The sequence below is a fragment of the Paenimyroides ceti genome (assembly GCF_030409925.1).
In genome coordinates this window covers 2,103,185-2,123,546 of the sequence record NZ_JAUFQU010000001.1, presented here as the reverse complement: position 1 = coordinate 2,123,546, position 20,362 = coordinate 2,103,185, and the positions used below count along the sequence as shown (strand labels likewise).

Genomic DNA, 20,362 nt, shown 5'->3' with positions numbered 1-20,362 from the left:
AAGAATGATTGAGATCAGGTTGTTTCTGAAACTTTGTATCGTTTAGACTTGTTTTTGGTTCTGAGAATAATCTCTCCTAAAAATCCGGCTAAAAAAAGTTGTGTCCCGATAACCATTGCTGTCAGCGAAATATAAAACCAAGGATTGTTTGTAATGAGTATAGCGGTATGTCCAGTATATATTTTATAGAGTTTTACGATGCCGATATAGGCTGCCGAAATAAATCCGACTCCAAACATCAGAGCTCCTAAAGCACCAAAAAGGTGCATAGGTCTTTTTCCGAATTTAGATAAGAACCAAATCGTAATCAGATCCAGAAAACCGTTAACAAAGCGGCTCATACCAAATTTTGAATGTCCGTATTTTCTTGCCTGATGTATTACCGTTTTTTCTCCGATTTTGTCATAACCTTCATTTTTGGCTAAAACAGGGATATAGCGGTGCATTTCACCATAAACATCAATATTTTTTATTACGTCTTTTTTATAGGCCTTGAGACCACAGTTAAAATCATTTAATTGTACACCAGAAGTTTTTCGGGCTGCCCAGTTAAATAACTTGGATGGAATATTTTTAGCCAAAACGGAATCATATCTTTTTTTCTTCCATCCCGAAACCAGATCATAGTGTTGATCTGTAATCATTGTGTAAAGTTCTGGAATTTCATCCGGACTGTCCTGTAAATCGGCATCCATTGTAATGACAACATTCCCTGATGCTTTTTTAAAGCCGATATTCAGTGCCTGAGATTTGCCATAATTTTTTTGAAAACGAACTCCCTTTACACAAGGATTTGTTTGTGCCAGTTGCCTGATGGTAACCCATGATGTATCAGTGCTTCCGTCATCTATAAATAAAATTTCATAGGAAAAACCATGGTTATTCATTACTCTTACGATCCAATCGTGTAGTTCCGGCAGGGATTCCTTCTCATTGAGCAAGGGTATGACAACAGAAATATCGATCATTAGGCTTGTGGTTTGGCAGAAAACTCTGTTTTATTTCTAAAGATCAAAGCTGCGATCAAACCGGCAACGGATAACATCGCAATTCGGATAGCACCTGAAGTTAATAAAGTGCCTATCGCATACGGATTAGATGCTTTCACGGCTTCTATGGATACCTGAGCCTGTTCAGCAGGAACATTAAATTTATTTAATTGTTCAGCAGTTAAAGCAATATAATGCTGTTTTAAAGCCTCACCCGTAGCAGTATCAAAAACACCGTATATTAAAAATTGAAGAAGAGTAGGCACAAGAACACCAATTGTAATTACTAAAATGTAAGGGGTAAAAGCTTCACGAAATGTAATGTAGCCTCCAATTTTCTTTTTTGATGTAACCATACTGATGATTCCGAAAATAAGAATTAAAAAAATTAATCCAAATCCGTTGATAATGGAATTCATCAGCGTATAATCGTAAAAATAGATAAACAGATTAATGATGACCAGTATAATGGCTAATAAAACACCATACCTGATGCCAATATTTTTGATTGTTTGATTCATTATAATACTATATAATATAAGTTTACAAATATAGAAAAATGTAAGGAATACACTTACATTATATAAGAGTAAATTAAGAGTAGAATATGTAGGAATAGTTATTAAACTCTGGTTATTAGCACAAGCTTAATAGAATGTAATCCCGGTTGTGATAAAATAAATTTATAGATATTGGCGCTGAATAAAGTAAACTTCAATCATTTTTTGTGCTATCGTAAAGTATAGAAATGTAGAAATAGTATTTGTTTTTTATTTAAACATTTGATATTTAGTTTTTTATAGTTGAAGTGTTTTGTATGTTGATTTTATAAAGAAAGAATGGTCAAAGTTGTCTTTTTTAGATAAAAAAATGTTTGTAAATTGAAATTTAATTGTAAATTTGCCATCTGAAATAAATAATTAAAAACAAAAAGTTATACAACGTTTATACCTTTTTTGAAAATAAAAGCATCAGAACGGAGTATAGCCATAATATTAAAGACGATTTATCATGAAAAAAGGTATTCACCCAGAAAATTACAGATTAGTAGCATTTAAAGATATGTCTAACGAAGACGTATTCATCACAAAATCAACAGTAGAGACAAAAGAAACCATCGAAGTTGACGGAGTAGAATACCCGGTTTATAAAATGGAGATCTCCAGAACATCTCACCCTTTTTATACTGGTAAATCTAAACTTATCGATACTGCAGGACGTATTGATAAATTCAAAACTAAATATGCTAAATTCAACAAATAAGAAGTTGAAAAATATAGGAAAGCCGTTCGTAACGAACGGCTTTTTTTATATATGAATGTTTATATTTGTAACTCAATAAAAATTTAGGTATGAACTACATCTTATTTGACGGAAGTGTTAGAAATGCATTATTGCCTTTTACTTTTACCAGACCGGTAGGAGATATTCGCGTTGGTATTCTGACCATTCGTGAGAAATGGGAAAAATATCTCGGCAATACCACTACAACCATTACAGAAGATTATTTGTCTGATAAATATCCGATGGTAGAGATGGATGAAAATATTCTTATTAATGCAGCGTATCTGCCTAATGAGATATTGGTTGAACTTATTACTAATCTTCATGACCGGCAAGCAGTAGTAAAAGAAGATGAGATAATTGCTTTTTATACTACTGACGCACAGGAAGAAATTGATTTTGATGATTATGAGTTCATTGAATATACAGATGATTGTTTAAAAATTGAGCATACCTGGGATATCTTTCAGAAAAATGATGCCGCAATCCGTGAAGATTTTGAGCTGCTTACTCAAGACCGTAAGTCACAGCCCATCCCTTCAACCGTACAGGTTTTGAATCCGGAAAATATTTTTATCGAAGAAGGTGCAGTTCTTAATTTTGTAACGCTCAATGCCTCTACAGGTCCGATATACATCGGTAAAAATGCAGAAATTATGGAAGGATCTGTTATCAGAGGACCTTTCGCTTTGTGTGAAGAAGCACAGGTAAAACTGGGTACCAAAATCTACGGGGCTACTACGGTAGGGCCGCATTGTCGTGTAGGAGGAGAAATAAACAATTCGGTTTTGTTTGCGTATTCTAACAAAGGACATGATGGTTTTTTAGGAAATGCTGTATTGGGGGAGTGGTGTAATATTGGAGCAGACAGCAACAATTCAAATTTAAAGAACAACTATGAACCTGTAAAATTATGGAATTACGAAACAGCACGTTTTGAAAACACGGGATTGCAATTTTGCGGCTTAATGATGGGCGATCACAGCAAATGCGGTATCAATACTATGTTTAATACAGGTACAGTAGTGGGGGTGTGTGCCAATATATTCGGAGCCGGTTTTCCTCGAAATTACATCGCTAATTTTACATGGGGCGGTGCTCAGGGAGTGCAGGTATACCTGCCTAAAAAAGCATTTGAAACAGCAAAAATTGTTATGCAGCGCCGCCATATAGAATTTTCTTCTATGGAAGAAGCTATTTTACAGCATGTCTTTGATGAAACAGCTGAATGGCAAAAAACTGATACCATATAGAAAACAAAAGGATAATGAAACTTCATTATCCTTTTTTATTTATCATTGTAGTTTTTAACGTACCAAAGAGAAATGACCTTTTAATACTTTTTTATCTGAAAAAGTAATGGTAAACCAATAATCTGTAGAGGGCATTGGATGGTTATTGTGCATTCCGTCCCAATAATACTGAGCAGAAAATTCATATAATAATTTTCCGTAGCGGTCAAAAATCCGGATAATCGCTTTACTGTCCATCCAACTGAGGTTTTCAATCCGCCATACATCATTCCTGCCATCCCCATTAGGTGAAAAAAACCTTGGATAATCAAGCAGATATACTTTTTCCTGATAAGATCCGCAGCCATTTTTATCGCGTATATAAACGGTATAAACACCCGGAGAAAGATTGGTAAATGATGCGTTGTTTTGGAAATTTTCTCCGTCAAGAGAATATTCATAGTCACCACTTCCCGAGGCATAAATTGTGATTGAATTAGAAGTAGCAGAGAAGTCCTGTATGTCAAACCTTACAGCATCCGGACCGGCTGAAACGATAATTGTAAATTGTTCTGTCACCTCACAGCCATCTTCAGTAGTATAAGTAACGGTATATAATCCGGCTTCCGATACCGTTATAGTACGGGTAACTTCATTTGTGTTCCATGTGTAAGTAGTACTTTCTCCCAATGCTTTTAGTTCTACAGAATCACCCTTGCACAATTTTATTTCTTTTTTGGGAAATAGCACACTTGTAAAAATGGTTAACTCAACCGGGATAATGGCATAACAGCTACCATTCAGGCTGATTTGTGCATATATCGTCTGTTGGTTCGGAACGGTATTGTTAAAGGTGTTGGTAAAACCATTCTGACCTGATAAGGCATCATTTGCTGTCAGATAATAAGTAACCTGATACTGATTGTTCAAACTATTTTGTTGAAGTATTTCTTGTGAAATAACGCTTAGTGAAAAACTTGTAAGTCCATCCTGTGTTTCATCAGAATCACATTTTGCATATAAATGGGTAGGTAAATTTTCATTATTAATGAGCAATTTAACTTTTACAGTATACTCACAGCCATTTTCAGATTGTATGATGGCATATAAAGTTGTATTATTTGCCGCCTGATAGTTAGTAGTATTAGCAATTACACCTGAAGGGATGTTATTATTTATACTCTGATAAAAGAATATTTCTTCATATTCATTTTGGGTAATCAGCGGTATCGCATCATTCAGATTGAAAAATGATGTTGTAGTTCCTGTGAGACCGCAAACCTGTAAGGAAACTTCAGAAGTATAAGTGAAATTATCATATTCTATCGTAATCTCACCATACGTAACACAATTGTTGCTTTTGGTTATTTCTACCTTATAGACGCCTGCTTGCATAACATTATAAGTAGCATTTGTAGCACCCGCAATTAGTTGATTGTTACGGTACCATTTATAAGAAGCTGCATTGGGTATAGCGGCGTTTAAAGAAAGGGTTTCTCCGGCACATAAAGCATTAAATGTACTCAATAAACGGTCATTCCCTAACGATATGGAAGCATCAAAGCTATTGGCACGTAAAAAAACAGCGGAATCATACAAATTATTTCCCTGATCGGCAATCACAATTTTTATATGATATGTGTGGCCGGGAACTACATTGGCCTCAACCATTAGCGGAACAGTATTTCCGTTGTATGCAATTGGAGAATTAATGTTGTTATAACTTGCAAAATACTGTGCATTGGCCGGTGGACACAAACCCCCTGCACCTCTGATGGTACTTGATGTTACAGGAATAGTTGTGTTGGGTACTAAAGCCAGATTTTGCGGAGTTCCATTATTGGTTACATCTGTCAGTATAAAAGCAAAACCATCTGTATAACCGCATTGTGAAGGTGTACCGGACAACAAATATTGCTCTGAAGCAAAGATGTATTCAAAACGCATGGTATTGGCATCCGGAATGAAATTAAATTCTAAACTCGTAGCGTTATAGGTATTGTTGATATTAACAGAATTTTCAAGATCAATATCACCTCCCCAGGAAGAAGGACCGTCGCTAAGAGTTCCGCTGTTAGGTCCCGGAGCAGCATTTAATTTACCTGTAGTAAGGATAATTCCTTCATCAAACGGGAAGTTGGATTGTCCTTTGTTAAAATATCCCCAGCTCTTAATACCATCCTGAAAAGTATACCCTTTTACCTGAATGGCACTCACTTCTGTACATGTACCGTTTAAAAAAACATTGTTAACAAGATCATTGTTGGTATAAGTATTATTCACTGTAATATTCTGAGAATAGCTTATAATACTTGAAATTAAGGCAATTGAGAGTAATAGTAGGCGTTTTTTCATAATGCGCAAAGATACATCGAAAAAAAAATATCTGAAGTTATCTCTATGCTAAATTTTTAAATCTATTGAAAAGGTACTGTTGTTGGTTTTCCAAAATTGAAATTCTGCAGGTCAAAATTAGAATTTCGAAGGTTATTGGTTTTAATAATATTGCTTCCATCTCCGGGAATACGAGGGTAAAAAGCGATAGAAAGCTGTATATTATTAAAAACAAGGTAATCGTTTGTGATTAAAATTCCCAATCCGATTTTTGAATACATATCTTTCTTTACAAACGCATTGTTTTCATCCCCCATAAAAGCCATAGTCGCTGACAAGAAAGGACTGAAACGAAAACCTAAAACTTCAGTAGGAGCATAGGACTGTAATTGAAAATTCAATACTACTTTTTTGGTTCCCCAGAGTGTATAGCTGTCAAATCCATTGATTCCGTTACTTCCATTTAAAGAAATTCTGTCTTTTGCATAGTTTAAACGGTTATAACCATATACGATTTCAGGATTAATAAACTGTCTGAACTTCCAATTGCCCCACTCCCATAAGCGGGAGAAATAAATTCCTTCAAGCCGTATAACGCTTTGTTCCAGATTGTTTCCGTTAAAATAAGTTCCCCATTGAATTTCTCCTCCAAAATAACCTGATCTGGTATATTTTCCGATAGATACCTTAGAACCGAGATACGGACGTCTGATTCCATTTTTATAGTGCAATCCTCCAACAACAGAGATGATTTTCCCTACAGCAACGTCTTCAATCCGATCATAATTAAAAATATATTTATCCTGAACATAGTTAATTGAACTGACTCCTATGGTTGCCAAAACCATTTGCTGATCACTGTAGAATTGTTCAGGATCAAATTCAATCTGAGGTGTTTGCTTGTAATTCTGGTTGTAATAGCGTATTGAAGTGATCAGATTGGTACGTATTTTTACATCTTTATATTTGTCAAAAAGATGGAACGAGCGTCCTGCCCAGATATCATAATAGGTGTATTTAATGTCTTGCTTATCTTTCTCTATTATCAGATTCGGAATGGAGTCTTTATAATAGGTATCATTGATACTGATACCTCCTGCCCATTTTGCGAGAGGAGAATAAAAATTTCGTTCGGCATAAATACCTTTTGACACATTTTTGTCTAAATCACGGTTATAATACAAACCTGTATTGATAAAGGTATTGGAAATATTGTTTATTTGATATTGTGAATTATAACCATGACGCCCTTCTTTAAAGCGGGTTGTATATTGATTCGAAAAATAGTGTCCTAATCCGGCAAAATTCTGAGATGTAACTCTCAATCGGGCAGTAGAAGTAGATAATGAACCATTAGGATAAATACTCCACGTGTCTAAAACCCGAATGCTTACGTCAATGGAATCATTGCTACCTTCGATGGGAATGGGCTTTACAATAACGCTTCGAATATAACGCTGCTGACGTATCAAACGTTCAGATTCTTTGAGCTTTAAAGAATCTAAAGGCTGATTTTTTTTAAAGAGCAATATGTTACGTATGGTAAACTGTTTGGTCTTCAGATGTAATTTATTCCCTATGATCTCCGCTCTTTTTGTTGGGGTACGGGTACTGTCAATAACCGAATGACCAAAAGGATCCATAGTTACAATTTTGATGTTTCGAATGATTTTTCCCTGATGTTTGTCGTAATCATAGTCAATTTCTTTTTGGCGTACTGCCTGAAGCCGTGTCTGACTTTCAGAAGATCTTTTCCGAAAAAGGGTTTTATGGATAAATTTTCCGAATTTACTTTTGTTGGATTTAGAATAATCCTGTAAAATTTTGATATCTGTCTTTTTTTCGAGTTCCGTTTTTTCAGGTACAGAGTCGTTCTGTTGGGCATACATTCCCAAACAAAACAACATGGTAAAACACCATAAAAAAAGTTTTCTTTTACTCAATGAAAAAAAAATTACAAGATGATTGTTATATGATCAGGTATTTACTTCTAAATCTTTGATGTATGCTTCGTATTCATAAAAAAACAACTCAAATTGAGTCATGTGTTCTGCAAAAAAATCAAAAATTGTTTCCCATGTATTTCTGTTATTGATGCTTACACCATGCATTTCTACCCAGATACGGCTGATACATTTTCCGTTTTCAAGATAAAAATGACGTTCAAATATTGCTTCAGGCAAATATTCTTCGTGTAAAATAGATTTCAGTGATTCTATCTTTTCAAAATAAATTTTACGCTTTTCTTCATCCTTAGGTTCAATATCAAGCAAAACCTGTGCCTTTTTATTATCAACATAAAATTTGAACGCAAAGTCTTTGATTTTCGTATTATGCAGTAGCCATTTCCTCGGGTAGGTATTGGCAAAAGCAATCCAAAAATCTTTCTTTAGCTGTAAGGCCTCTTCTTTACTGTACATTTAACTTTTTATTTTAGATGATTGCAAATATTATGTTTTAAATTTAATTAAAAAAGTATATGCAGTTTAATACCTTTTTGAATTTAATACCTAAAATTAAACAAATTCCTTTAATGGCTTCAGAAGCCCATCTAAAAATGGCTCCTTTAGAACGAATAAAATATTACGATAAGGATTATGATTTTAGTGTACATAATCCCAGAGAATCCGCTGTACTTTCTTTATTTTATCCGAAACAGGATGAAACACACCTGCTTTTAATTGTTCGGGCCACCTATCCGGGTATTCATTCTTCTCAAATTGCTTTTCCAGGAGGAAAAAGAGAAGTTGAAGATTTTGATTTGATGGCAACTGCTTTGCGGGAAACAAATGAAGAGGTTGGTATACAGCCAAATGAAATAGAAGTAGTGCGAAAATTCAGCGATTTATATATACCTCCCAGCAATTTTCTCGTTTCTCCGTATATGGGAGTGCACCATCAAGAGATTGAAATTCATATTGACCCCAGAGAAGTAGCTTCTTATATTGAAGTGCCACTGAAAGAGCTCTTGAATGATGCGTTGATATCAGACATTAAAATGTCTACTTCATATGCAAACGAAATCATGGTCCCTGCTTTTGTTATTGAAGATCATGTAGTCTGGGGAGCTACAGCAATGATTTTGAGTGAAATAAAAGATACTATTAATAATGTACTGATAAAATAAGCTTTTGTTACCTTTACAGGGACGAAAATTTCTTATATGATATTATTTAAAAAAGATCCGTTTGGATATAATTTGCTTTTAAAGAAATGGTTGATAAGAAGCTTTGGTTTTTTAACACATCAGCGGTATAAAGGTTTTAATCAGCTAAAAATAGAAGGTTCGGAGATCATAAAGAAATTACCAGACAGTAATGTTTTATTCATCTCTAATCATCAGACCTATTTTGCCGATGTGGTGGCCATGTTTCATGTGTTTAATGCCAGTTTGAAAGGAAGGGTTGACAATATCAATAATGTGATGTATATCTGGAATCCCAAACTCAATATTTATTTTGTTTCAGCTAAAGAAACGATGAAATCAGGTATTCTACCCCGTATTATGGGATATACAGGAGCTATAACTGTTGAGAGAACATGGCGTGAGAAGGGAAAGGATATTTCTGAGAAAAAGGCAGTAAAACCCGAAGATACCGAAAATATAAGAAAAGCATTGAATGACGGTTGGGTAATAACATTTCCGCAAGGTACAACCAAATCTTTCAAACCTGTAAGAAAGGGGACAGCCCATATCATAAAACAGCATAGACCCATTGTTGTACCCATTGTAATTGACGGATTCAGAAGGTCTTTTGATAAAAAAGGATTATGGCTTAAAAAGAAAGGAATTTTACAGTCTTTTGTCATAAAGGAACCTTTGGAAATCGATTATGAAAATGAAACGATTGATGAAATTGTAGAAAAAATTGAGTATGCTATTGAACAGCATCCGTCATTTCTAAAGGTTATTCCTCCGGAGATTTTAGAAAATGAAGAAAAATTAAATTTAGAAAGAACTTACGATTATCACCCCAAAAAAAATGAACCTGAATAGGTTCATTTTTTTATACTGCATTTATGATGGCAATAAAATCATCAGGATGTAAGGCTGCTCCGCCGATCAACCCGCCGTCAACATCAGGTTTTGAAAAAATTTCACGTGCATTTTCAGGTTTTACACTACCTCCATACAGTATAGAGACGCTTTCAGCTGTATCTCTATCATATTGATATTCAATTTGTTCTCTGATGAATTTATGCATTTCCTGCGCCTGTTCTGCAGTTGCCGTTTCACCCGTACCAATAGCCCATACAGGTTCATAAGCAATCACGATATTTTCCCAGGCAGCTTTTGGCAAATGAAATAAGGCATCTTTTAACTGATAATATACTACATTTTGATATTGTTTATTCTGACGGTCTTTTAACTCTTCACCAACGCAAAAAATAATACGCATATTATGTTTTAGTGCTGTATCTGCTTTTGCTGCCAGAATACTGTCTGTTTCTTTAAAATACTGACGTCTTTCAGAATGTCCTAACAGTACGATATGAGTTCCTATACTCGTAAGCATATCTGCTGAAATCTCTCCGGTAAAAGCTCCGCCTTCAGCCTGATGCATGTTCTGAGCAGCGACACCTATATTTGTGTGTTCAAGGTGTTTGGCTGCAATCAGTAAGTTGGTAAAAGAAGGAGCAACAATGATTTCTACTTCTTTGTCTGATGGGAGTTTTTCAATTAGTTCGTTTAAAAAATCTGTTGTTTCCTGTGCATTTTTATGCATTTTCCAGTTACCTGCTACTATTGAATGTCTCATAAGTTATTTTTCTAAATGTTTAATTGTATTTATAAATAGCGTGTCAGTTGCAATTGTAGTTTTATAATTGGCAATTGTTCCCTCTTTATCGATAATCATGTAACGTGGAATCCAGTCTAATTTTATAGATTGTCCGAATTCACCTTTCATACTTTCCTGTAAATAATAATGATCTCCGGGAAGATTATATTTTTTGAGCGCTTCTTTCCATTTATCCTCAGTCTTATCCAATGAGATATACACATAGGCTACTTTTGGATATTCTTTCTGAATCTGAGTATAAGCAGGGAATCCTTTGATACAGTCGGGACACCATGAAGCCCATATATCCAGTACAATGGTTTTTCCTTTGTGTTTTTCAAGAATAGATTGGAATGTAATCTTATTTCCTTTGATATCTGTCATTTCTTTATTCAGTGTTATGTTACTGAATTCATTTTGTGACAGTTGTTTCAATGAATCGTTTGGTGTTTCAATCTTAAGAGAATCTTTAAGACTGTTAATTTCAGATGAGATTTCTTTATCTATTTTTTTAGTATCACAACTATAAAAACTTAGTCCCAGTATAGCTGTGAGGATAGCAAATTTTTTTTTCATATTATTTTAGTTTAATTCGTGGATCCAGATAAGCATAAATGATATCAACGAGAATCGTTATAAGTACAAAGGTAGTAGCTATTACCAATACTGCACCCATAATAACGGGTAAATCGAGATTATTTAACGCATCAACCACTTCTTTTCCCAATCCGTTCCAACCGAAGATAAATTCTACAAAAACGGCTCCTGCCAACAGGGAAGCAAACCATCCGGAAAGGGCTGTTACTACAGGATTTAAAGCATTTTTAAGAGCATGTCTTGTCACAATTTTATATACGGATAAGCCTTTTGCCTGTGCTGTTCGAATATAGTCCTGATTCAGAACTTCTAATAGTGAGTTGCGCATCAGCTGAATGACTACACCAAGGGGTCTGATTCCCAAAACAAAAGCGGGGAGTATGCTGTTTTTTAATTGTAAATGTACGCCTTCACCAAAATCATCTACTTCATATAAGCTTCCGGTCATATTCAGATGTGTATATTCATGCAGCACAAAACCAAATATCCAGGCAAATAGGATGGCACTGAAAAAGGAAGGAATACTCATGCCAATGGTACTGACAAAAGCTGTAAGCCGGTCAAAAAGTGTGTCTTTGTATAAAGCAGAAAATATTCCGAAAATAAGTCCGATAACGATAGCGATAGTGATGGCAAAAACAGCTAAAAAAGCAGTGCTTGGCAGTGTGTTGGCTATGATATCACTTACTTTTTTACCATTCTTCTGAAAGCTTTCTCTGAGGTATGGCTTTTTTAATACAATGTGTTTATTATTGATTTCTCCTAACAGATAACCTCCATACTTTTCAGGGGTATAAAAAGTATATTCCTGAGGATTTGTGCCATGTAATGATACTGGAGACAGATCGTTGAGATAATAGACGTACTGAATGGATAAGGGTTGGTCAAAACCATATTTTTTTTTAATAATGGCAAGCTGTTCGGAATTTTCATTCTGATCCAGCATCATTCGGGCAGGATCTCCCGGCAGAACATTGAATAATAAAAATACCACCGTAATTACTCCGAAAAGAGTAAGAAAAGCATAAGCGAGTTTATTAAAAAAATAGCGAAGCAAATTATTTTAAAGTTACTTTATCTGCGTTGTTCCAATGTTCTTTCTCAACAATAGTTCCGTATTCCAGTACTACAATACTTGGATTGGCCCTTTCTATTGTTTTTAATGTAGTGGCGTCACAAAAGTAAAAATCAAATGTGAAATGGTATTTGGAATTTTTAGTTTCAATAACATTATTACTCGAAGCTGTCATTCCGATTACTTTATACCCTTTTGCTTTTGCTTTTTCGGCAACAGCATTTAATTTTTTAAGTCCTTCTACATCAGATTTTTCCAGATCATAAGCTACAAACATCACTAATTTTGGTTCTTCAAGAAAATCTTCTATATAATTTGCCCCGTCTTTCTCTATAAAGAAATCATGTATTGGCGGTTCATATCCCTGTTCTACCAATATTTCTTCACGACTGATAAATTCTGCGCCTTCCGGAACATTTGCTATTTCATCCATCGTGTATTGTTTTTCTGCTCCGTTTACTTTATAGGTAAAAATAATGTTATATTTAGATTGTGGAGCTCCTTCCGGTACTTCCATTCCTTTTTTAATGTTCGTACCTACTTTATATGCTCTGAAGTCCACAAATGGTAAATAATTTAATACAGAATACCCCATGATTCCACATAAAATCAAAGCAATTGCTACAATTGCATAATTTGTAGAGTCTTTTTTTACGATAGGTCTAATGTGTTTTTGATTCAGCATCAAAATAAGAATGAGTACCAATAATGCTACATCTTTATAAAAAGATTGCCAAGGGGTCAATTTTAAAGCATCTCCAAAACATCCACAATCGGTCACTTTATTAAAATAAGCTGAATAAAAAGTAAGAAAAGAAAAGAAGACAATCATAAGGAATAAACTCCAAAGAGTAAACTTCTTTTTAAAACCTAATAAGAGTAAAACACCTAAAAATACTTCAGCGATGACTAAAAAAACTGCTAATCCAAGTGTATAAGGTTGTAGAAAAGGCATATTGAATACAGCCTCAGAAAAATATTCGTCGAGTTTAAAAGAAAATCCGACAGGATCGTTCAGTTTTATCAATCCGGAGATGATAAACAGAAATCCAACAATAAATCGTGACAAATGTGTAAGAGCTTTCATTTTTTTTATTTTTTAGTTAGGAGCAAATCCCATGAGTATCAAAGCAAAAATAGCATAATTAATCATATCCTGATAATTTGCTTCAATGCCTTCAGATACAAGAGTTTTACCCTGATTATTCTCAATTTGTTTCACGCGCAATAACTTTTGTAAGATAATATCGGTTAAGGAGCTTACGCGCATATCTCTCCATGCTTCTCCGTAATCGTGATTCTTATTTTCCATAAGAGTTTTGGTAATCAATACATTTCTGTCATATAGAGCAGTGGCTTCTTCATTGGTCAGATCGGGATGCTGCGCCACTCCTTTTTCAATCTGAATAAGGGCCATAATACAATAATTAATGATTCCGATAAATTCTGACGATTCGTCTTCATCTACTTTTCGTTCGCTATTTTCCTGTAAACTTCTTATTCTTTGTGCTTTGATAAAAATTTGATCTGTAAGTGACGGCAATCTTAGAATCCGCCAGGCACAACCATAATCCTGCATTTTTTTGATATATAATGAACGACAGATGTTAATAATTTTGTCGTATTGCTCAGAAGTGCTACTCATATAAAGTATATTTGTATAAATTTTAAATCCAAAAATAAGCATTCTGTTGCTGAGGTGAAAATTATGAGTAAAGTATTTGACAGAATACTATAAAAAATAATGTATTTATGACAATCAATTGCAATGGTCGGTTACTGGATCTTACGGTTCCTAAAGTAATGGGAATCCTTAACTGTACGCCTAATTCTTTTTTTGACGGAGGTAAATATGGTTCTCAGAATGAACTCCTTAAACAAGTAGAAAAAATGCTTGCAGAAGGTGCTGCTATTATTGATATTGGAGCATACTCTTCACAGCCTCAGGCAGATTTTGTTTCTGAAGCGCAGGAGTTGGAACGTTTAATGACCACTTTAATAATGGTACGAAAGCACTTTCCTGATGCAATACTGTCTGTTGATACCTTTAGAGCTGAAGTGGCCAGAATCAGTATTGAAAACGGAGCTGATATTATTAATGATATTGCTGCTGGCAAATTAGATGAAAAAATGCTGCCGGTTGTAGGTCATTATAAAGTACCTTATATAATGATGCACATGCAGGGAACACCACAAACCATGCAGCAGTTTACAAATTATGATGACATTCTGCACGAGATGATTTATTATTTTTCAGAGAGGGTAGCATCCGCAAGAGAGCAAGGTATTACAGATATTATTATTGATCCGGGCTTTGGTTTTTCAAAAACGATGGAGCAAAATTATCATATATTAAACAATCTTCATCTTTTGAAAATATTGGAATTACCTGTATTATCAGCATTATCCAGAAAATCTATGATTTATAAAATGCTGAATATAACTCCTGATATGGCATTAAATGGTACCAGTGTTTTAAATACCGTCTCTTTGCAAAACGGTGCTCATTTACTCAGAGTTCATGATGTAAAAGAAGCTGTGGAATGTATAAAACTAACACGAGCACTATATGAAAATTAAAACAGTAAGTTTATTAACTTTAGGTATAATGACTTCATGCGGAAAACAGTATGAGATGAAAATTCCTCGTTCAGATTTTTCAATTGTGAGTAGTATGGAAAACCATTCGCCGATATACCTGTCCGATGATAACGGAACCCTTTCTGTAAATCGTACCAGCTCTATAGGATCAACCAATTGGGTTTTTTCTGTAGAAAAGGATATGAATGCACAGAAAGTGCTGAAAGAAGTGAAAAAGTTAAAAGACAAAAAGTATTCAGCAACTATTCATCCCGATGATGAAGGAGTCTATTTTTCTTATATGGATACGATACATAAAAATATTGCCTTTCTTCCATTTACAGAAGTACTTTATACTACAAAACCCATTTCTTCAGAACAGTCTTTTATATATTATAAAAAGAATCAGTTATTTGAATTTCAAGGGGATACGGGGTTGTTGGAGTCATTTGACTGGACAAAAGCACCACATCCGGTTTTTAAGGTAACGCCGGATCTTACTTTTGAAGATTATGTACAGGCTAAAATACTACTTACTAAAAATGCAGAAATTAGAAAATATATCAGTACAATTGAGGTAATAGAATAATTATTGATGATGATAAGGTTCATTTTTTAGTATCGTAAATCCTCTGTAGAGTTGTTCTATGAAAAACAGGCGGATCATCTGATGAGAAAAGGTCATTTCGGAAAGTGATATCTTTCCGTTAGCTTTTTTATACACCTCTTCAGAAAAGCCATAAGGACCTCCGATAACAAAAACAAGTGTTTTAATACCTGAATTCATCTTTTTTTGTAATTCTTCTGAAAAACCCATGCTGGTAAAACTTTTTCCGTTCTCATCCAATAAAATCAACTGATCAGTAGTATTGATTTTAGACAAAATCATTTCTCCCTCTTTTTCTTTTTGCTGATTTTCAGATAAATTTTTAGCGTTTTTGATATCCGGAATGATTTCCATATCAAATTTGATATAAAAAGACAAGCGTTTCGTATAATCGTCAATCAGGGCCTGTAAAGACTTGTTGTCGGTTTTACCAATGGCTAAAAGCTTTATGTTCATATAGTTTTTATGTTATGCGGTCTTATGCTTATCTAAATTGCCTACAAAAATATACTTTTTTTCTGATGCACGGGGCAGCTTATTCTGTGAGTAGATCAAAATCAATCTTCTTTAAGTCTTTTATTTTGTATGGATGGTATCATTTAATTGCAACAATTGATAAGTTCTCCTTTTATGTAAGTTTTGGGTTAAAGGATATTATTTAAACAAACATCAAAAAATTAACATATTAGTGTCATAATTACATGACATTAAATTTTATTGTCAGCAGAATAATTTGTGCATAAAAGGAGTCAGAGTAACCTTTTTTGTTTAAATGTGAATTTTTTGAGTAAATTATGAATAATTTGTTCTTTTTTTGCTATAAAAGTGTTTTAAATAAAAAATGTCCAAATGTATTGCAGTTGCAGATACGATTCGGACATTCTTATTTTGCTGTACTACTTTTTGAGAATGATGTTTATAAACATATTTTTTTGCTCTTCTCAATTGTTGGTTCATAATAAAGTTTTTTAATACATCTATGATGTTTTTTGAATTATTTTAAAGACAAACTTGTTTCGAGTTAGTTTTTCATCTTTTCAATAATACTCATCAAAACCCTGTTTTGCTCTTTTAGAAAAGCAATGGTTTCCTCATACTGACTGATCATTTTATCAGAATAGTTAACGAGGTTATACCCGTTGTTGCCCGTTGAGTTCTGTATGTTGAAAATATTTTTTTCATTGAACCCAAGGATTTCTATGGGACTTACATTTAGAATTTCACTTATCTCATTCAATCTGCTAATGGTTAATTGTGTTTCTCCTGATTCGATTTTTGAATATGCTCTTACAGACAGCTTTAATTGACTGGCCATATAATCTTGAGTTAAGTTTTTTAACTCTCGAATGTTTTTAACTTTTGTTTCGGGGTTTTTAATCATAAAAAAGAACTTTTTAATGTAATATGTCTGTTTCGGTTCATAAAAAGAATAATAAGTTCATTAAATGGAACTAATTGTTCTTATGTTGCCTTTTTTTTAACCTTAAATTTGTATTAATCGATATAATGTAAATGTTCTGTTAATATGTTTGTATTACAAAATGTAATTAGCTTATTTTTTGATTTAATCTTTTTTTATTCATAAAAAAAAATAAAAAGTTCAAATATAAACCGAATATTTCTATTAAATCCTATTGCTCTCAATATAATGTGCATATATTATGCCAAAGAGTATTATTACTATAACCTTTAAAATAATACAATTTATGAAAAAAATTACAATTATCACAGCATTATCAGTTAGCACTTATTTTTATAATGCACAAGTAGGGATCTGAGATACCTTGCTTTCTACAGTATCAACAGGATGCTATAAAACCAAACACACAGATGTGGATTAGCTCTGTTTTTCTTATGATGAGAGCAGATACATTCCATGTATGTATTGCACAAAAGATTCAAATTTATTAACCATTGTAACCTTTAATCTTATTTGTTACTTGTTATGCTTATGACTTTTATTATTTAGAATTATCAATTGTAGAAAAACTTTTTACATTATAAAAAAGACTTTTTATCATTTTTTATCTCTAAACATAGGTTTGTAATCTAAATTTTCTTTTTTATTTATTGATAGCCATTCATAAGTAATTCAATGTTATAAGTGCTGTGATTTAATTCACATGACATATAAGTAGCATTTATGATATTTTAAATTATATTTTATGAAAAAAATTACAATTATTGCAGCATTGTTGGGAGCTACTTATTTTTCTAATGCACAGGTTGGGATAGGTACTTCTGAGCCGTCATCTTCATCACAATTGGATGTAGTTTCAGCAGATAAAGGGGTTTTAATTCCACGTATTGCTTTACGTTCTACAACAGAATTTGGTCCTTTAGTCGGAGATCCCGTAGAGAGTTTATTGGTATATAATACTCAATCGGTAGCAGATGTAACTCCGGGATTTTATTTCTGGCAGGCTGCTAAATGGGAACGTGTTGTAAATCAATCGCAATTGACAGATCTTGTTGGAGATATGGCTAACCTGAGAAATCTGGTTAACTACATAGTGCCAACTAATCCGGAAGCCCCTACGACAGGAGGTCCTGTGCATACGTCAGTAGTTTACAACCCCACTACGCAGGAGTTTTCTTTTGTTACCTATGAAAACGGAGCGTATACTTCTACACCGATAGATTTGAGTGGTTTAGTAGCTGCCGCAGAAACAAAAACATTTGTAAGAAAAGTTGAAGATGCTGCTACTGGTGTCGTTACGTATCATTATTTTAATGAAGAAGCAATTGCCGACTGGTTAGCAGCAAACAGTGCCAATACAATAAATAATATACCAAATGCAGATGGGCTGGGAATTGAAGTAACAGCAGACATCGTTAACAACTTTGAGCAAATCCTTAGCTTGTCAACGACTTATGAGGGTAATTCTACCACTATTCAGGAAATAATTCAACAAATAGCTTCTGAAGCTGAAGGAAATGTAATCTATACCAATCTGGGAGATTCCACTAATCCAAACTGGGTTTTTCAATATTGGAACGGAACACAGTATCAAACCATCTCATTAAATGATATAGTGGCAGCAGCAGAATCCAAAACCAGTATCGTAAGATTTCAGAATCAACATTATTATTTGTCTGAGGCCTATATTCAGGGCGGAGGCTCTACAGATGTTTCTACATGGACAACAGCACCTGCCGGAACTATTCTTATTGATGTAGTAGCAGATGTAGCTTTCAACATCCAGGAAATTTTAGATACTGTAATTAACATTACAGAGGGCACGCGTACATTTACTACGGTTGAACAATACCTGCAATATATCGCTACTTTATCAGAAGGTAATGTGATCTACACCAATATCGGTGATGCAGCTACACCAAACTGGGTTTTTCAATATTGGGATGGAACGCAATACCAAACCATCACGATAAGTGATTTAGTAACTGCTTCTGAAACCAAAACTACTATGGAAAGAAAAGGTACAGCGGGTACCTATGCTCAGGTGATAGCAGAACCAACTGTAGATGCTGATGTAGTTTACCGATATAATGCTGAAAACGTTACCAACTATATCAATGTAACAGCTGATATTTTGGAATCTATAACAAATAATGAAAACATTCAGAATGTCATTTCAAACATTTTAAATGCAGGCGGAAATGTGTATTACGGTGATCATGATGCCAATGCTGCTACTGAAAATGTTTTTTATACGATTGATCCGGCTACACAAGTAAAAACGCCTATTGATATTTCTGGTGTAGTAGTGAATGCAATAGTTAATGCTTCTACAACTCAGTTACAGGAAGTGAAAAATGTATTAGGAGATACCTACAGCGAAACTACTGTTGTAAACACGGGAGATACCTGGATTGACGGAGGTAAAGTGTATAAAGGAATATATGCCGCGACAGTTACAGGAGGTACGGCTAATGTAAGTGCAATTACTATAACACCGCCGACCGGTACTACGCTTGGTGATGTAATCAGTATCAAGATCTTAAATGCAGCCACAAATTCTATCATCAATACTTCAACAACAGATGTGGCAGTTGCAGGAACGAGTTTGACATTCAAAATCGGAACCGGAAACATGTACAATGTTTTAAGCGCTGCCAATCTCAATATTAAGGTGCTTGTAGAATTTTCAGCGGTGAATTAATTAACAACAAATAACCATAAACTGCCTATACTAAAGTGATTAAGAATTTAATTGTTGCACTGTGTTTAGGCGGTTTTTTCTTTTTAAAAAATAAAAACTATGAACAAAAAAATTATCTATTTATCAGTAATGTTATTTAGTGCAATGTCTTTTGCACAAGTAAAAATCGGAGGTACTGATGGTACCCCAAACAAAGATGCAATGTTAGAAATACAGTCTGACAATAAGGGAATGTTGCTACCAAGAGTGGCATTAACCTCTTTGACGAGTCCGGCTCCGCTTGCAGAGCATGTTTCTGGTATGGTTGTCTATAATACGGCAACGGGAACCGGCATCACTCCCGGATTATATCATAATAACGGAGTGAGTTGGGCAAAACTTGTGAATGAAAACTATGGTTCAGTAAAATTCTTTTATATGCCATCTATTGTTTTCAATACAACAACTGTTGCCACAGCACAAAAAAGAAATCTTTATGCAGAATATAAGGCGCAATTTACAAACAAAGTATTTATAGCAAATCCTGTTACAGGTGGGGCTGTAGGTACTGCTGTGAGACCAACATTTGTAAAAAGTACCAACGCACCGGATACTATTCCGAATCTACCTTTAGCCACTGATTTATATTATTATGTGACAGATTATGATACAACTGCTTTGGCAAATCTGAGCATTGACGCAAATGGAATATTAACCTATGACATCATCGGAACCGGAACACCATATTCTTTTGTAAACATTGTTTTCGTTGTTAAATAA

General features: G+C 34.1%; 21 protein-coding genes. 8 read left to right on the top strand and 13 right to left on the bottom strand.

Annotation, left to right across the window (positions count from 1 at the left end; all coding sequences use genetic code 11):
- Window positions 1-14: 14 nt before the first annotated feature.
- The gene (locus QW060_RS10550) at window positions 15-965 is read right to left on the bottom strand and encodes a glycosyltransferase family 2 protein (RefSeq protein ID WP_290364742.1); all 951 of its coding nucleotides are present in this window, start codon (window positions 963-965) and stop codon (window positions 15-17) included.
- A gap of 2 nt (window positions 966-967) precedes the next feature.
- Window positions 968-1,510, bottom strand: a complete 543-nt coding sequence (locus QW060_RS10545; protein WP_290363544.1) for a DUF4199 domain-containing protein — start codon at window positions 1,508-1,510, stop codon at window positions 968-970.
- Window positions 1,511-2,000: 490 nt separating this feature from the next.
- Here QW060_RS10545 and QW060_RS10540 point away from each other — a divergent pair, with 490 nt between their 5' ends.
- Both QW060_RS10540 and QW060_RS10535 read left to right on the top strand, forming a co-directional pair.
- Window positions 2,001-2,252 carry a type B 50S ribosomal protein L31 gene (locus QW060_RS10540; RefSeq protein WP_290363543.1) on the top strand — a complete coding sequence of 84 codons (252 nt, stop codon included), beginning with the start codon at window positions 2,001-2,003 and terminating at the stop codon, window positions 2,250-2,252.
- An 89-nt stretch (window positions 2,253-2,341) separates the two neighbouring features.
- Entirely contained in the window at window positions 2,342-3,526 is a 1,185-nt protein-coding gene (locus QW060_RS10535) for a GlmU family protein (protein WP_290363542.1), read from the top strand.
- Between the two features lie 54 nt (window positions 3,527-3,580).
- Here the strand turns inward: QW060_RS10535 and QW060_RS10530 are convergent, their stop codons facing one another.
- From QW060_RS10530 to QW060_RS10520, 3 genes are all read right to left on the bottom strand, one after another.
- Window positions 3,581-5,860 carry a choice-of-anchor L domain-containing protein gene (locus QW060_RS10530; RefSeq protein WP_290363541.1) on the bottom strand — a complete coding sequence of 760 codons (2,280 nt, stop codon included), beginning with the start codon at window positions 5,858-5,860 and terminating at the stop codon, window positions 3,581-3,583.
- A gap of 62 nt (window positions 5,861-5,922) precedes the next feature.
- Window positions 5,923-7,782, bottom strand: a complete 1,860-nt coding sequence (locus QW060_RS10525; RefSeq protein WP_290363540.1) for a hypothetical protein — start codon at window positions 7,780-7,782, stop codon at window positions 5,923-5,925.
- Between the two features lie 33 nt (window positions 7,783-7,815).
- Window positions 7,816-8,259, bottom strand: a complete 444-nt coding sequence (locus tag QW060_RS10520; RefSeq protein WP_290363539.1) for a DUF4268 domain-containing protein — start codon at window positions 8,257-8,259, stop codon at window positions 7,816-7,818.
- Window positions 8,260-8,318: 59 nt separating this feature from the next.
- On the opposite strand from QW060_RS10520, the gene QW060_RS10515 reads away from it, so the two are divergent.
- Together QW060_RS10515 and QW060_RS10510 are read left to right on the top strand one after the other, a co-directional pair.
- Window positions 8,319-8,966, top strand: a complete 648-nt coding sequence (locus QW060_RS10515; RefSeq protein ID WP_290363538.1) for an NUDIX hydrolase — start codon at window positions 8,319-8,321, stop codon at window positions 8,964-8,966.
- 36 nt (window positions 8,967-9,002) lie between these two features.
- The gene (locus QW060_RS10510; RefSeq protein WP_290363537.1) at window positions 9,003-9,836 is read left to right on the top strand and encodes a lysophospholipid acyltransferase family protein; all 834 of its coding nucleotides are present in this window, start codon (window positions 9,003-9,005) and stop codon (window positions 9,834-9,836) included.
- A 10-nt stretch (window positions 9,837-9,846) separates the two neighbouring features.
- Here QW060_RS10510 and tpiA read toward each other — a convergent pair whose 3' ends face one another.
- From tpiA to QW060_RS10485, 5 genes are read right to left on the bottom strand one after another with little or no spacing between them, the layout of a single operon-like run.
- Window positions 9,847-10,599: a triose-phosphate isomerase gene (gene tpiA, locus QW060_RS10505; RefSeq protein ID WP_290363536.1), complete on the bottom strand. Its 753-nt coding sequence runs from the start codon at window positions 10,597-10,599 to the stop codon at window positions 9,847-9,849.
- 3 nt (window positions 10,600-10,602) lie between these two features.
- Window positions 10,603-11,196, bottom strand: coding sequence for a TlpA family protein disulfide reductase (locus QW060_RS10500; RefSeq protein WP_290363535.1), 594 nt, complete (start codon window positions 11,194-11,196; stop codon window positions 10,603-10,605).
- A gap of 1 nt (window position 11,197) precedes the next feature.
- A complete protein-coding gene (locus QW060_RS10495) occupies window positions 11,198-12,274 on the bottom strand; it encodes an ABC transporter permease (protein ID WP_290363534.1) in 1,077 nt (358 codons plus the stop codon).
- Between the two features lies 1 nt (window position 12,275).
- The gene (locus QW060_RS10490) at window positions 12,276-13,379 is read right to left on the bottom strand and encodes a BT_3928 family protein (protein WP_290363533.1); all 1,104 of its coding nucleotides are present in this window, start codon (window positions 13,377-13,379) and stop codon (window positions 12,276-12,278) included.
- A gap of 12 nt (window positions 13,380-13,391) precedes the next feature.
- Window positions 13,392-13,937, bottom strand: coding sequence for a DUF1599 domain-containing protein (locus QW060_RS10485; protein ID WP_290363532.1), 546 nt, complete (start codon window positions 13,935-13,937; stop codon window positions 13,392-13,394).
- 107 nt (window positions 13,938-14,044) lie between these two features.
- On the opposite strand from QW060_RS10485, the gene folP reads away from it, so the two are divergent.
- Both folP and QW060_RS10475 read left to right on the top strand, forming a co-directional pair.
- Window positions 14,045-14,872 (top strand): dihydropteroate synthase, encoded by an 828-nt coding sequence (gene folP / locus QW060_RS10480; protein WP_290363531.1) that lies wholly within the window; start codon window positions 14,045-14,047, stop codon window positions 14,870-14,872.
- Window positions 14,862-15,461 carry a hypothetical protein gene (locus QW060_RS10475; RefSeq protein ID WP_290363530.1) on the top strand — a complete coding sequence of 200 codons (600 nt, stop codon included), beginning with the start codon at window positions 14,862-14,864 and terminating at the stop codon, window positions 15,459-15,461. Before folP ends, QW060_RS10475 begins: the two co-directional genes overlap by 11 nt.
- Here QW060_RS10475 and rlmH read toward each other — a convergent pair whose 3' ends face one another.
- From rlmH to QW060_RS10460, 3 genes are all read right to left on the bottom strand, one after another.
- Window positions 15,462-15,935 carry a 23S rRNA (pseudouridine(1915)-N(3))-methyltransferase RlmH gene (rlmH, locus tag QW060_RS10470; RefSeq protein WP_290363529.1) on the bottom strand — a complete coding sequence of 158 codons (474 nt, stop codon included), beginning with the start codon at window positions 15,933-15,935 and terminating at the stop codon, window positions 15,462-15,464.
- A gap of 336 nt (window positions 15,936-16,271) precedes the next feature.
- Window positions 16,272-16,436, bottom strand: a complete 165-nt coding sequence (locus tag QW060_RS10465; RefSeq protein WP_290363528.1) for a hypothetical protein — start codon at window positions 16,434-16,436, stop codon at window positions 16,272-16,274.
- Window positions 16,437-16,500: 64 nt separating this feature from the next.
- Window positions 16,501-16,860 (bottom strand): helix-turn-helix domain-containing protein, encoded by a 360-nt coding sequence (locus QW060_RS10460; protein ID WP_290363527.1) that lies wholly within the window; start codon window positions 16,858-16,860, stop codon window positions 16,501-16,503.
- 784 nt (window positions 16,861-17,644) lie between these two features.
- Between QW060_RS10460 and QW060_RS10455 the strand changes: the two genes are divergently transcribed.
- Entirely contained in the window at window positions 17,645-19,603 is a 1,959-nt protein-coding gene (locus QW060_RS10455) for a hypothetical protein (protein ID WP_290363526.1), read from the top strand.
- Window positions 19,604-19,702: 99 nt separating this feature from the next.
- Window positions 19,703-20,362 (top strand): hypothetical protein, encoded by a 660-nt coding sequence (locus QW060_RS10450; RefSeq protein WP_290363525.1) that lies wholly within the window; start codon window positions 19,703-19,705, stop codon window positions 20,360-20,362.